A 13,657-nucleotide genomic window follows, 5' to 3' on the forward strand; every position below is an offset into this window, starting at 1 on the left:
AACTTGCACGACTAGACAAGTTGTTCGATCGGATAACTTTCCAGCGGAACTTTGTTGTTATCTTTCCGTTATTTGCCTTGCCCTGGCAAACCCCCTAGAATCGACCAGCGCCGTTTCGAGAATTGATCATGTACAGTATTGCCAGTCCCACCCAGGCACGTAGCAAGAAGGCTCTGGAGCGCTTCTTGAATGCCGCTGCCGACTTGCTGGCCAGCAACCAGTTCGAAGAAACCGGTATTTCCCAGATCGCCCAGTTGGCCGAATCCTCGGTCGGTACCTTCTACCGCCTGCTCGGCGACAAGGATGTCCTGCTGTATGCCGTGCACGAGCGCTTTGTCGAACAGAGCCGCGCCGCCGTAAACGCCCTGCTGGACGATCTGGCGCGCGAGGCGTTGCCACTGGACGCCCAGGTCGAAGCCTTCATTCGCGGGGTGGTTGGCCTGTTCGAGGGCAGTGAAGGCCTGCTTCGCGCCCTGATCCGCCGCAGCTCGATGGACCCTCAGTTCCGTCAGCGCTTCCATCAGCTCAATGCCTATATCGGCCAGGCCTTCGGCCGCATCGTGCTCCACCATCGCGACCATCTGCGCCATCCCTCCCCGGAGCAGGCGGCCGATCTCAGCGCCCACATGCTGCTCTCCGGCCTGAACTACTTCACCATGGTCGGTAGCCTCGGGGCGACCCCTCGGGAAGTTCTGCCCGCAGAACTTTCCCGAATGATCTGCAACTACCTTCAAGTTACGCAAAGTTAAGCGAGCTTATATATCCGCCCAACTTAGCGCCGACTATCACGGCGTAATTGCGCCGGCGTGAAGTCGGTCGGTTTCAGAGCAATATCGAACTGATCCGCCGGCTCTTCGTTGGACAATATGCCGATCACGTAGCGACCACCGATCAAGTCATATACCGCATCTCCCTTGGTCCAGATCAGCGGCTGGTCATACATGTTGAGCGTATAGGACTCGCCGAGGCGCCAGAGGTTGTCGCGGTTGTCGTAGTGGTCCACCACCAGGATCTGGTAGCTGTCTTCATCGAAATAGAAGTCACGCTGCTTGTACTGGTGGCGCTGGCCGGCCTTGAGGGTGGCCCGTACGTGCCACACACGGTGCAGCTCGTAGCGCAGCAGGTCCGGATTCACATGGCCTGGTTTGACGATGTCGCTGTACTTGTTGGTCTTCGATGCGAAGCGGTAGCTGTTGTAGGGCACGTACAGCTCCTGCTTGCCCACCAGCTGCCAGTCATACCGATCCGGCGCGCCGGAAAACATGTCGAAGTTGTCGGTGGTACGCATGCCCTCGGATGCAGTGCCGGGCGAGTCGTAGGCCACATTCGGCGTGCGCCGCACACGGCGCTGTCCCGATGCGTAGAGCCAGGCCAGACGCGGCTCTTTCACCTGATCGACGGTCTCGTGGACCAGCAGCTCGGTACCCGCCAGGCGCGCCGGCGCCAGAACCGACTGGCGGAAGTAGAACAGCACGTTGCCGTTGTCTTTGCTCGCGTCGCCGGCGTCCTGATTGAACAGGAACAGGTCCTCGATCTGGGTCATGAAGTAACTGCCGCTCGCATGCGGCACGGCCTGGGCGTAATAGCGCTTCACGCTGTCGCCGCGGTAGCGCACCAGGTGATTCCACATTACCTCTAGGGCCGACTGCGGGATCGGGAAGGGTGTGGCCACCTTGAAGTCGGCGATACCGTTGCCGTTCTCGATCAGCTTGGCAGTGGAGGCATTGCCCTTGATCGCCGCATATACCTTGTCCGGATAGGAGGCCGAGCGGCGAGTCGGGTAGATATTGAGCTTCCAGCTGTTCGAGTAGCGCTTGAGCATGGCCATCTGGCCAGGGCTCAGATGCTCCCGATACTGCTCGGCGTTGGCGCTGGTGATGCTGAACAGTGGCTTGTCAGAGGCGAACGGGTCCTTGTAGCCAACCTTCGCATCGAAAGCGGCGGTATCCCTGGGCAGGCCACCATCCCAGGCAGGAATGGTACCGGCGGCATTGCCAGCCTTCTCGGCGCCCAGCGGGGTAAGGTCCTGGCCCAGACGAGCCGCCTGGTCGGCGCCTACCTGGGCCATGGCCAGAGGGGCGGCCATGAGGGCGGCCGCCAGCAGGGTGATTCTCAGACGATGCATGGCGTTCCCTCTCAGAAGCTGTATTTGACGTTGACGGTCAGGTAGTCGCGGTCGGTGCGCTTGTTCGACAGCCCACCACCGCTGTAACCGACGTACTTGGCACCTACCGTCAGCGACTCCTGGTAGATCGCGTCCAGACCCACCGACCAGCTCTGCGCCTCCTCATCCAGACCGTTGGTGAGCTGGGGAGCCACGCCGTTGATGCTGTACTGGTAGCTGACACTGGGTACCAGGTTCACCAGGTTGAGCACGTTGCTGTAGGTAAGGCTCATGCTGGCCTGGGCGCCGTAGGCGCTGCTGGTGGCCTCGTAGTAGTCGACGTCCGACTCCAGGCCCTGCACACGGCTGGCAACCACCTCGGAGAACAGGGTCGCCGAGTCCGCACCGAGCACGCCGGTGAAGTTGTAGATGGCTGCCAGGGAAGCCTGGAACATGTCCTTCTCGCGATAGCCATCCAGGTGAGTGCCTGCCGGCAGGCCACCCGGATTGAGCAGCGCGGTCGGCAGGTACTCGTTGAGACCTAGTGCAATCGGCGTGTCCGGCCGGTAGCTGAGCTCACCGGCCAGGGACAGGCCGTTGAAGATGCTGTCTCCACCGATGGAAGTGTTGAAGCTGATACCGAACAGGTCGCGCTTCTCCAGGTACTCCGCGTAGTAGCGCGAGCTGCTGGCGTTGGGCAGCGCGCCAACCACCGGCAGCACCAGCGGCTGGCCGACCGTCAGGCCGATCATCGGCACCTGCATGTTGTAGCGCAGGTAATAGAAGCCCAGTTCGGTATCGTTCAGCTGCGGTACATACCAGCGCAGGGCCAGACCGTACTGGGCCGAGTCGTCTCCATCGATGTCCTTGGAGCGCGGAATAAAGGTGGTCGGGATATAGCTGCGCAGCAGATCGTTGACCAGTCCGGGCGGCAGGCTGCTGGCCCAAGCCTGCGCTGCGGCTGGGTTGTCGAAGGCCATGGCCTGACCGGCGAGCCCGGTGACCTGCTCCTGCAGCGGCGCGGCCGACAGGTACTCGCAATCTTCGCCGAGCGGATCGAGCGTCGAGAAGTAGGTGCCACAGGGGTCGATCTTCGAGGCCTCCCAGGCCTTGCCCGGCTGCCAGTAGCCCTCGACGGTGAGGTTGTCGCGCAGCTCGTACGAACCGTAGATCATGAAGGTCGGCAGGTAGGCCTCCTTGATCTCCGAGCCGGGAGCCCGCAGGGCATTGATGTCCACCGGGTTGGTCGCACCGATGCCGTTCTGATAGAACAGCCCCTCACCCCAGTTGATCACCTGACGACCGAGTCGGGCGTTGAGGTCGCGCTCATTGACCGTCCAGCTGCCGTAGACGAAGGCGTCCAGCAGATCGACGCTGGAGCCGGCCTCGTCCAGCCCGCCGTCGCTGATTTCGCGATGACGGCGCGAATCGTCTTTCAGCTCGAAGTCATAGAACGCGCGACCACGGATGAATACCCCATGGCGCTCCTGATAACGCAGATCCATTTCCGACACGACCTTGACCATCTCGGAGAAGAGATCGCCCTTGCGGAAATTCAGGTTGCCATCGTCGGAATTGATCAATCCCGAGTTGCTGCCACTACCGCCGTTGGCACGGGCGATCAGCTTGTCGTCCTGGCCCTCCATGCGATAACTGACACCATAGGAAACCGTGGTATCGAGAGAGGTGGTCCAGTCTCCCGAACGCACCTGAAATGCTTGTGCCACCCCGATGGGTAGCGCGCCGAGCAATGCCAGTCCGGCGACTGCCAGGCCCCTTCCTTGATGCATCACGATGACCTCCAGCTGTTGTTTTTATCGGAATCGGAACATCGGTTCCGTTAGAATCTAAACCTCAAGCGAACCGCTGGCAAGCGGGAGTGGCGATATTTTTTTGCCACCGACTCGCAAAGTTAGGCGCGCCACCTATCGCAAGTCGTTAATTTGGCGCCAAAAACCGGTGAAATCTCGTCACAGAGTGCGTCTAATCCTCCGAGCTTCTCGCTAGCCGGAGTCACCACATGCCTACTCGTCATCTGCCCATGATCATCAGCGTCGTCCTGCTGGCGGCATTCAGTCTTACATCCGCGCAAGCGGCATCGCGATGCGTCGCGAAGGCAGCCAGCGGTACCCAACCAGCCAGCATCAGCTGCAGCACTCAGACGACCTCCATCAACTCTGGTGGAGAGGCTCCTCGGAAGGTCGTTTTCCAAGTGCCGATGGGCACTCCTCCAGCTAACGGGTGGCCGGTGGCCCTGCTGTTCCACGGCTCGCTGGTCAAGGTCACCGGCTTCAGCTACAACACCGGAGCCCCGTTCGGCGGTTACTACCAGGGCGAACTGATACGGGCCCTGCTCGACAGCGGCTACGCCGTGATTGCTCCGAACGCCCTGACGGCGGCAGAAGCCTGGCAAACCAATGAGCCGGCGTGGGCGAACAATTACGCCCAGAGCAACGATCAGCTGTTTTTCAACAATCTCTTCGCGGCCATGAACAGCGGCGTATTCGGCAAACTGGATGCCCGCCGCTGGTATGCAGTGGGCATTTCCAGCGGCGGCTACAACACCAGCCGAATGGCGGTTTCCTTCCCTGGGCGCTTCAAGGCGCTGGCCATTCAGTCGGCATCTTTCGCCACTTGTGTCGGCGCTCGCTGCCCTCTGCCCCAGGAGCTGCCAGCCGGCCACCCAGCTACCCTCTTCCTGCATGGGATGGCCGACCGGGTCGTGCCGTGGTCAAGCATGCAGCCGTACCACGATCGCCTTCTCCTCCAGGGAGTCGATACGGCGCTGTATACGGAGGCAGCAGGAACCCATCAATGGTTTGCCGCCTCGCCGAGCAGGATTCTGGACTGGTTCCAGCGCCATCCTTAATTAGCGTTCGGCACTCAGGCCAGAGCGGTGCAGCCTTCCCCTGACCCGGAAAATCACCTTTGCAGCGATTGATCAAATGGAATCGATCGCTTGACGGAATCGGAATTCCTGTTTCTATTTGAGAGGTAATCAAACAACAAGAACAACGGGAGATACTTCCATGATTGCCTTTCGCTCCGTGCTTTTCTGCCTGCTCGTCCTCGCCGGACAACAGGCGCTGGCCGAATCCCGCTGCAATGAGCGCCCTCGCACACTATTGCTGCCCGCCAAAGTGAGCTGCACTCACCAGACGACCTGGATCGACTCCGGCGTCATCGGTGCCCGCCAGGTCATCTACCAGCTTCCGCTGGGAACGCCTCCGACCAGAGGATGGCCCGTGGTGTTGATCTATCAGGGGTCGTTCTTCCCGCTCGATGACTTCAGTTACACCAGTAACCTGCCGTTCGGTGGCTACTACGAAGGCAAGCTGGTGCAGAGGCTGCTGGACAGTGGCTACGCGGTCGTCGCTCCCAGTGCGCCAGCTGACCTGTTCTGGCAGACCAATATCCCCGGCCTGGCTCAGGCCTATGAGCTGAGCACGGACTATGACTTCCTCGGCAACGTACTGGACGCCATCTCCGCCGGCCACTTCGGCCGTCTCGATACGCAACGTCAGTACGCCACCGGCATCTCCAGCGGCGGCTATAACAGCAGCCGAATGGCGGTTTCCTTCCCCGGTCGTTTCAAGGCACTGGCCATCCAGTCAGGCTCATACGCCACCTGCAGCGGCCCACTGTGTGTGGTCCCCGACCAGCTTCCCGTCGACCACCCTCCGACCCTATTCCTGCATGGGTTCGTCGACACCGTCGTACCTTGGTGGAGCATGGACCTCTACTACGACCGCCTGCTCCAGCGGGGCTTAGAGGTGACACGGTATACCGAGCCCCTGGGTGGGCATGAGTGGTTCGCCGCCTCGCCGGGCAAGGTGCTGGACTGGTTCAACACCCACCCCTAGATGGACCGCTATACTTGGTTCGCCTGACAGGCGGCCAGCGACGCAGTGAGCGCATCCGCGACTTGCGGCGTGGAGAAAATCAGCTCCAGCCGCGAGTCCCTGCGCCACTCGCTGACGCGCCACAGCGGCACGCCATCTTCTAGGAGATTGGCCGAATACCATCCGGCATCGCTGTGCAGAACCATCTTCGCACGCCGCCACGGCAGTCGGGCCAGCCAACCCTGGATACGAGCCAGATCGAATACCTGGCCCGGGTGAAAACGCCAACCGATACTCCATCCGTCTGCCTGAGCCTGTACCTGGCAGATGGGCCGCCGAGGCTCACTCCATACCTGGGCGAGCGGTTCCCGGCCCTCAGGCAGGATCTGACCAGTGCCCGCAGCACGTGCGACCGACGCCCCTCCGGGCAAGTCGGCGAAATCCAGCTCACTCTCGTGAGCCCAGTGCAGTGTCGACTTAGGTAGCTGCGCCTGCAGGCGCTTGCGGGCCTCTGAGCCCAGGAGCTCGCCTCTGTTCAGCACCAGGAGATCCGCCAGGGCCAATACAGCCTGCTGGCTCTCGGCAAGAGGTAGGCCCGATGCCATGGCTGACGCGTCCAGCACCAGCACCAATGGCTGCAGCGCCAGAACCTCCGACCAGGGTGCCGCTTGCAGCTGGCGAACCAGCTCCGTCGGATGCCCTAGGCCTGAAGGCTCGATCAGCAAGCGATCCGGCCTGGCCCTGCGCAAGAGTCGAGACAGGCCCACCTGAAACGGGACACCATTGACGCAGCACAGGCAGCCACCGGGAATCTCGGCGAGGGCGACGCCATCCTGGCCAGTTGTCAGCAGCGCCTGGTCCAGCCCGATCTGTCCGAACTCATTGATCAGCACGGCCCAGCGCTCATCTGTCGGCTTTTGCGCCAACAGGTGGCGAATCAGGCTGGTCTTGCCGGCGCCCAGCGGCCCGGCGATCACATGAGTGGGGATGTTCGTATGCATCGCGCTATGGTGCGGTTTTCCAGAGCGGTGGGAAAGGCTAAAGTCGCCGCACCATTCGAGGAGAGACGCCATGCGCGCGATTGTCACCCTGTTGCTGCTGGGCTGTGCCGGCCACGTCTGGGCAGAGGCCTGCGTAGTACACAGCGAAGGCCAGCAGATGGAGGTGAAGCTCTGCCAGCAGAACCGCACCATCCCCACCAACCTCTTTCGCTCCGGCTTCTGTGCTCCGCAGTTGAAGGGGCAGAAGGTCGAGGTGAGCTTTGTGGAGCAATGCCCTACCGGGGCCTTCGGCGAATGCAGAAACGCCCGGGTGCAAGGCACCCCATACCAGCAGGACATCCACTACTACGGAGTGGCCACCGACGCACGCTATCTCAAACCAGCCTGCGAGCAGCAGAACAAGGGCGTCTGGATGGACCGCTGAGGCTCATGCAACCAGGGCGAACGGATCCGGTAGCCGCTCCCAGGCCAACGGTCCGGCAGCCATCTCGGCGTCGTCCAACAGGCATGCATCCAGCTCGGCCCGCAGACGGTCGAAATCGATGTCCTGGCCGATGAATACCAGCTCCTGGCGGCAGTCTCCGACCTCCACATCCCATTTGCCCATCACGCTTCGCAGGCCTTCCTCGTCCTGCGGCCATTGCTCGCGCGGCACGAAACGCCACCAACGCCCGGCCTGCCCGTAGCGCATCAGCCCCCCGGCCTGTGACCAGCTGCCGGCCTCGCGATGCTGGCTAGCCAGCCAGAAATATCCCTTCGAACGCAGTAGCTTGCCGTTGACCCACTCACGATCGAGAAACGCGAAGAAGCGCTCCGGATGGAATGGCCGGCGCGCCTGGTAGGCGATCGAGGCAATCCCGTACTCCTCGCTCTCCGGCACATGTTCACCGCGCATCTCCTTGAGCCAACCCGGTGCCTGGGCGGCGCGCTCGAAATCGAAACGCCCGGTATCGAGCAACCGCTCCAGCGGCACCTCGCCCATGCGCATCGGAAATATCTCGGCGTGGGTATTGAGGCGACGCAGAATCGCCTGCAGCTCGTCACATTCCTCGGCGCTGATGAGGTCAGTCTTGCTGATGAGCAGCACGTCGGCGAATTCAACCTGCTCTATCAGCAAGTCAGTGATCGCCCGGTGATCCTCTTCCCCCAGCGTTTCACCGCGGCTGGCAAGGCTTTCGGCCGCGTGGAAATCCCGCAGGAAATTCACGCCGTCAACGACAGTGACCATGGTGTCCAACCGAGCCAGATCGGACAGGCTCTGCCCCTGCTCGTCACGGAAGGTGAAAGTCTCGGCCACCTGCAAAGGCTCACTGATGCCCGTCGACTCGATCAGCAGGTAATCGAAGCGGTCCTCCCTGGCCAGCCGGCCCACCTCTTCCAGCAAGTCCTCGCGCAGGGTGCAACAGATGCAGCCATTGCTCATCTCCACCAGCTTCTCCTCAGCACGGTTGAGACTCACATCGCGCTGCACCGCGTCACCATCCAGATTGATCTCACTCATATCGTTGACGATCACCGCCACGCGCAAACCGGCACGGTTCCTCAGCACCTGATTGAGTAGGGTGCTCTTGCCGGCCCCGAGAAATCCGGAAAGCACGGTGACGGGTAGACGCTTGTTCATCCAATTTTCCTCGCAGGTCACGATTCTTCTCTGAGCGCATCGATGAGTTCATCGGCAGGCTTTATTTGATAGTTATAACATAACATTTTCACAGAGAAATCTATCTTCTCAACTCCGGCGTACCGGTTCCTCCGAGCCGTCAAACCAATTGCTCCGCAGAGGGCAAACAGAATCGCGACTTGAGCCACAGCAGGGCGATGGGGCTCGCTGCGCACTGGATGATGGCTACCTCTGTCGCTACCCTGAGCACACTCCCATTGCCGTCCATCAAGGACACCGAGCCGGCAGGCTTGAACCGTCGACACCGGTTCCCGTCCAATAGGCATCTGTTCAAACCGAAGTCAGGATCCAACATGCGCCATCTGCCTCACCTCATGCTCGCCGCCACTCTATTCCTGGGCACTAGCGCCCAGGCACAAACCCTGGTGGCCACCAGCAATATCATCGTTCGCGCACTGGACCGCAGTCTGGACTTCACCTCGGACACCACCACGTCGGTGCGTGACATGAAGGTGGTACTGGCCGCTCGCGACGATGCCGCCAGCTTCGTCGCCAGCCAGGGCGACATCCGTGGGGCAAGTCTTGAAGCCGCATTCGCCACCCTGCGCGAGCAACTGCCGGAGGCCCGCGACGCCTCGGACCAGCAACTGGCCGAAGCCATACTCGCCCTGTGATACCCCATGCTCTGCGCTGGCTGGTGGCGCTGCTGCTGGCCTCGGCCAGCGCCTGCGCACAGGCTGGATTGCGCCTGAGCCTGGATACAGACGGCCTCTCCCGTAGCGAATACCAGGCCAGCCAGGCGCTGCTCGAAGAGGCCGAGGCCGCCCTGCCCCCCAGCTTTATCGAACGCCTGGACCGCGAGGTGGAGGTACGCTGGTCGGACGACCTGCCAGCGGACGTCTATGGCCGCATCACTCGCCCCGACTCGCTCAGTCTGAATGCTCGCCTGCTGCCCCGCCTGCTTGATCCCCAGCTGGCCGATGCTGACAGCGGCCGTTCGCATGGCAGCCTGCGGCGCGAGCTACTGGCCACACTACTGCACGAACTGACTCACCTCTACGACCGAGCACGCCTGTGGCCGGCAAGCGAGCGTCTGCAACAATGGCGCTGCAGCACGGAGTTCGGTAGCAGCGGCCCCATCGGTCAGCGCGACCTCTGCCGCGGTCAGACCCAACGCCGCTTCAGCCTCAGTGACGATCCCCGGCTCCTCGACCTGGCCGGCTGGCAGCAACTGGTCGGTCGACGGGGCTCCCGCGAGCAGGACAACGGCCAGGTCGCCCGCAGCCCTGACCCCTACGAGCTGAGCAACCCGCGCGAGTTCGTCGCGGTGAACATGGAATACTTTCTGCTCGACCCGACCTACGCCTGCCGTCGCCCCACGCTACAGCGCTACCTGCAACAGCACTTCGCCTGGCAGCCGGCACGGCAGGCGGAGTGTCCCGCCGACTACGCCTACCTCAACGCTGGCCGCGACTTCGGTCGCCAGCCGCTGGGCAGGCTCGACCCGGAGCGGGTCTATGAGGTCGACTATCTGCTCGCCGAACCCAACCAGCAATGGGCCAGCCGCTGGGGCCACAGTATGCTGCGCCTGGTGGTCTGCGCACCGGGCAGGCCACGCGGCCCGGCCTGTCGGCTGGACCTGGACCAGCACCTGGTGCTGTCCTATCGCGCGTTCGTCGGTGACGTGCAGCTGTCCAGCTGGGATGGCCTGACCGGCGCCTACCCCTCGCGCCTGTTCATCCTGCCGCTGGCGCAGGTGATAGAGGAGTACACGAAGGTCGAGCTACGCGGCCTGTCCTCGATCCCACTGCGCCTGTCACGTGAAGAAACCGAGCAGCTGGTGGCACGTGCCGCCGAGCAGCACTGGAGTTACGACGGCGACTACTGGTTCCTCTCCAACAACTGCGCGGTGGAGACCCTCAAGCTGCTGCGTGGCGGCACCGGGCGCCGCGAGCTGCAGGATCTGGACAGCATCATGCCCAACGGGTTGCTGGACATCCTCGAGTCCCGCGGACTCGCTGATCGCAGCGTGCTGGACGACCCACGAGAGGCATTGCGCCTGGGCTATCGCTTCGACTCGTTCCGCGACCGCTACCAGGCCATGTTCGTCGTACTGCGTGACCGCCTGGCGGTGCCGCAGCAAGAGGTGGAGGAATGGCTGGCCCTGCCACCCGAACAGCGCCGCACCTGGTTTGCCCAGGCCGACCTGCGCGCCAGCGCCGCGCTCCTGTTGCTGGAGCAGGCCGCTTTGCGCCGACAACTGCTGCTGGCCCAGGAGCACCTCAAGCAGCGCTATCTTGGCGCGCGCAAAGAGCCAGGTGACGGGCGTTTCGCCGAGGCCGATGCCACTCTGCGACAGATCCTCGATAACAGTGGCTTCCTCAGTCGCCCGGCGGAGCTACTGGACGCCGGCTATGGCCTGCCACAGCCCGGCGAGTGGCAACAGCTGGAGGCCGCCACCAACGAGCGCCAACACCGCCTGCGCCAGCTCACCGACAACCTCGACCGCGAAGTGCGTCGCCTGCTCGAGCCGGAACTGGTGGCTGAGATCGAGGCCGGCGAAGCCAATCTGGAACAGCTTGGTCAGCACCTGCGCACCCTGCACAAAGCCAGCGGCGGGCTGACATTACCGTAGGTGCCGAGTAGCGCACGCGACCGGCCTCTATCATCCGGGATCGCCCTGCTATGCACAGCCTGTGGGCTCCTCATAGAAAAACCTGGGCGCTACAACCGCTCCTCGCGCTCTTCCGGCAAGCCCTCGTCGAGATGCAGCCAGGGCAGACGGCTGTCGGTCCAGATATGCCGGTCCGCCACCGCCCGCTCCGGGTGATCGAGGCTGGCCACGGTGATGTCCAGAGAGTTCGGGCTGTGGGTAGTGAAGAGGGTCAGGTGGCAGCCGCAGTGAGCACAGAAATAACGGGTGCAACTGGCCGAGGAAGCGTAGGCTGCGGCGCTGCCATGGGTCCAGCGGAAGCTGGTCATTGGCAAGGTGAGCCAGGTGGTGACGATGCCACCGGTAGTCCGCCGGCAGATCGAACAATGACAGTGGGCGATGTCCTGCAGCGGGGCCTCGAAGGCGTAGCGCAGGCGGCCACAATGGCAACCGCCGGTCTGGGTCTCGGTCATGACCAGCTCCTTTTTTGCGAGCCCCCACCCTAGCGCCCATCCGCGTTTTTGCCCATGATGGCCGGCGTTTTTTCTCCGGATGTTGTCGTGATCGCTCTCCTGCAATCGCTCTGGCCCCTGTTCGCTCTGATCGTCGGCGGTTACCTCTTGCGCCGCCGCGACTTCCCCGGCGAAGCCTTCTGGCCGGCCGCCGAGCGGCTCAACTATTTCATCCTGTTCCCTGCCCTGCTGTTCAGCAGCCTGGCCACCGCGCCTCTGGACAACCCTGCACTACCACGCCTGGCCCTGGCCGTACTACTAGGGCTCGGTGTCAGTTGGCTGGCACTGTTGTTGATGCGCCGTCTACGCGGCTGGTCGGCGGCACGCTTCGGTGCCATCGCCCAGGGCATCCTGCGCTTCAACACCTATCTCGGCCTGGCGGCCATCGGCAGCCTGCATGGCCAACCTGGGCTGGTCCTTGCGGCGTTGCTGCTGGCACTGATGGTGCCGGCGGTGAACGTGCTCTCAGTCTGGTCGCTCAGTGCCGACCGCGAGGTCCCTCTCGCAGGCCTTCTGCTGCCGATCCTGAAGAATCCGCTGATCCTCGCCTGCCTGGCCGGGATGGCGGTCAACCTGCTCGGCACCGGCCTGCCGGGTGGCAGCGACCGCCTGCTCGCACTACTGGCAGCCGCCAGCCTGCCCTTGGGGCTGCTCTGCGTCGGCGCTGCGCTGCGCCCGCAGGAGCTGACCGGGGAGAAGGCCGCCCTGGCCTGGAACTGCGCCCTGCGCCTGCTGGCGATGCCGGCTCTGGCGTTGCTGGTAGCGCACGTGCTGCGCCTGCCGCCCCTGGAAAGCTCGGTGCTGGTGCTGTTCTTCGCCCTGCCCACCGCACCGACCGCGTATGTGCTGACCCGCCAGCTCGGCGGCGACGGCCACCTGATGGCCGGCATCATCACGCTGCAGACGCTGCTGGCTGCTATCAGCCTGCCGCTGGTGCTGACCCTGCTGTCATAGCCACGCATCAGCCAGTACCAACCAAAAAGCATGCAGCCGGTCCTAGACTCTTTAGCGGACGCGACGAAACGTCAGCTATTCACCGACGGAATTTTCACGACAAGCCAGATAGAATCGCGCGCGCCCCGCGTGACCTCCGCACACTTCGTATAAAGGAACTCATAATGGAATGGCTGACCAACCCGGAAATCTGGGTTGCCTTTCTCACCCTGACAGCCCTGGAAATCGTCCTCGGCATCGACAACATCATCATGATCGCCATCCTCGTCGGCCGCATGCCACCGCACCTGCAGGCCCGCACCCGGTTCTTCGGCCTGGCGCTGGCGATGGTCACCCGTATCGCCCTGCTGCTGTCGATCACCTGGATCATGCAGCTCACCAACGACCTGTTCCACATGTTCGGCCAGGGCATCTCCGGGCGTGACCTGATCCTGTTCTTCGGCGGCCTGTTCCTGCTGTGGAAGAGCACCACCGAGATGTACCACGGCCTGGAAGGCGAAGACGAAACCGAGCAGCCGTCCAACGGCGCCGCGCGCAACTTCATCGGCACCATCATCCAGATCGCCATCATCGACATCGTGTTCAGCCTGGACTCGGTGATCACTGCCGTCGGCATGGTCTCCCACGTGCCGGTCATGGTCGCCGCGATCATCGTCGCTGTACTGGTGATGATGCTAGCCGCCGGCACCATCAGCGACTTCATCGACAAGCACCCGTCGCTGAAGATGCTGGCCCTGGCCTTCCTGGTCGTGGTCGGTACCGTGCTGATCGCCGAAGCCTTCGAAGTCCACGTGCCGAAGGGCTACGTCTACTTCGCCATGGCCTTCTCGCTGGGCGTCGAAGCACTGAACATCCGCATGCGCGTGCTCAAGGGCCGCAAGGAAGACCCGGTCAAGCTGCGCAAGGATATTCCGGGCGAGTAAGCCGGAACGCGTAGATAAGAGAACGGGGCCGAAAGGCCCCGTTTTTA

The 13,657-nt window shown here is 62.8% G+C and carries 13 protein-coding genes; 8 read left to right on the forward strand and 5 right to left on the reverse strand.

Features of this window, described 5'->3' with window-relative positions; genetic code table 11:
• Positions 1 to 128 precede the first annotated feature (128 nt).
• On the forward strand, positions 129 to 749 hold the full coding sequence (locus IB234_RS02015; protein WP_192313052.1) for a TetR/AcrR family transcriptional regulator: 621 nt from the start codon (positions 129 to 131) through the stop codon (positions 747 to 749).
• Between the two features lie 23 nt (positions 750 to 772).
• On the opposite strand, the gene IB234_RS02020 is transcribed toward IB234_RS02015, so the two are convergent.
• Both IB234_RS02020 and IB234_RS02025 read right to left on the reverse strand, forming a co-directional pair.
• Positions 773 to 2,125: a DUF1329 domain-containing protein gene (locus IB234_RS02020; RefSeq protein ID WP_192313055.1), complete on the reverse strand. Its 1,353-nt coding sequence runs from the start codon at positions 2,123 to 2,125 to the stop codon at positions 773 to 775.
• Positions 2,126 to 2,136: 11 nt separating this feature from the next.
• Entirely contained in the window at positions 2,137 to 3,894 is a 1,758-nt protein-coding gene (locus IB234_RS02025; protein ID WP_192313058.1) for a DUF1302 domain-containing protein, read from the reverse strand.
• A 230-nt stretch (positions 3,895 to 4,124) separates the two neighbouring features.
• Here IB234_RS02025 and IB234_RS02030 point away from each other — a divergent pair, with 230 nt between their 5' ends.
• A complete protein-coding gene (locus tag IB234_RS02030; protein WP_225580208.1) occupies positions 4,125 to 4,973 on the forward strand; it encodes a plasmid partitioning protein in 849 nt (282 codons plus the stop codon).
• Positions 4,974 to 5,133: 160 nt separating this feature from the next.
• Entirely contained in the window at positions 5,134 to 5,967 is an 834-nt protein-coding gene (locus tag IB234_RS02035) for an alpha/beta hydrolase-fold protein (RefSeq protein WP_192313061.1), read from the forward strand.
• Between the two features lie 8 nt (positions 5,968 to 5,975).
• Here the strand turns inward: IB234_RS02035 and IB234_RS02040 are convergent, their stop codons facing one another.
• Entirely contained in the window at positions 5,976 to 6,947 is a 972-nt protein-coding gene (locus tag IB234_RS02040; protein WP_192313064.1) for a CobW family GTP-binding protein, read from the reverse strand.
• 70 nt (positions 6,948 to 7,017) lie between these two features.
• Between IB234_RS02040 and IB234_RS02045 the strand changes: the two genes are divergently transcribed.
• On the forward strand, positions 7,018 to 7,371 hold the full coding sequence (locus IB234_RS02045; protein ID WP_192313067.1) for an NADH:ubiquinone oxidoreductase: 354 nt from the start codon (positions 7,018 to 7,020) through the stop codon (positions 7,369 to 7,371).
• Between the two features lie 3 nt (positions 7,372 to 7,374).
• Here IB234_RS02045 and zigA read toward each other — a convergent pair whose 3' ends face one another.
• Entirely contained in the window at positions 7,375 to 8,568 is a 1,194-nt protein-coding gene (zigA, locus tag IB234_RS02050) for a zinc metallochaperone GTPase ZigA (protein ID WP_192313069.1), read from the reverse strand.
• A gap of 353 nt (positions 8,569 to 8,921) precedes the next feature.
• Between zigA and IB234_RS02055 the strand changes: the two genes are divergently transcribed.
• Positions 8,922 to 9,242 carry a DUF2388 domain-containing protein gene (locus IB234_RS02055; protein WP_192313072.1) on the forward strand — a complete coding sequence of 107 codons (321 nt, stop codon included), beginning with the start codon at positions 8,922 to 8,924 and terminating at the stop codon, positions 9,240 to 9,242.
• A complete protein-coding gene (locus IB234_RS02060) occupies positions 9,242 to 11,203 on the forward strand; it encodes a DUF4105 domain-containing protein (RefSeq protein WP_318651982.1) in 1,962 nt (653 codons plus the stop codon). The genes IB234_RS02055 and IB234_RS02060 overlap by 1 nt, the downstream gene beginning before the upstream one ends.
• Positions 11,204 to 11,292: 89 nt before the next feature.
• Here the strand turns inward: IB234_RS02060 and IB234_RS02065 are convergent, their stop codons facing one another.
• Positions 11,293 to 11,694, reverse strand: a complete 402-nt coding sequence (locus tag IB234_RS02065) for a GFA family protein (protein ID WP_192313075.1) — start codon at positions 11,692 to 11,694, stop codon at positions 11,293 to 11,295.
• A 57-nt stretch (positions 11,695 to 11,751) separates the two neighbouring features.
• Here IB234_RS02065 and IB234_RS02070 point away from each other — a divergent pair, with 57 nt between their 5' ends.
• Positions 11,752 to 12,687: an AEC family transporter gene (locus IB234_RS02070; protein WP_192315521.1), complete on the forward strand. Its 936-nt coding sequence runs from the start codon at positions 11,752 to 11,754 to the stop codon at positions 12,685 to 12,687.
• Positions 12,688 to 12,851: 164 nt separating this feature from the next.
• Positions 12,852 to 13,610 (forward strand): TerC family protein, encoded by a 759-nt coding sequence (locus tag IB234_RS02075; protein ID WP_192313078.1) that lies wholly within the window; start codon positions 12,852 to 12,854, stop codon positions 13,608 to 13,610.
• Positions 13,611 to 13,657: the final 47 nt, after the last annotated feature.

The organism is Pseudomonas sp. PDM16 (assembly GCF_014851865.1).
Lineage (GTDB): Bacteria > Pseudomonadota > Gammaproteobacteria > Pseudomonadales > Pseudomonadaceae > Aquipseudomonas.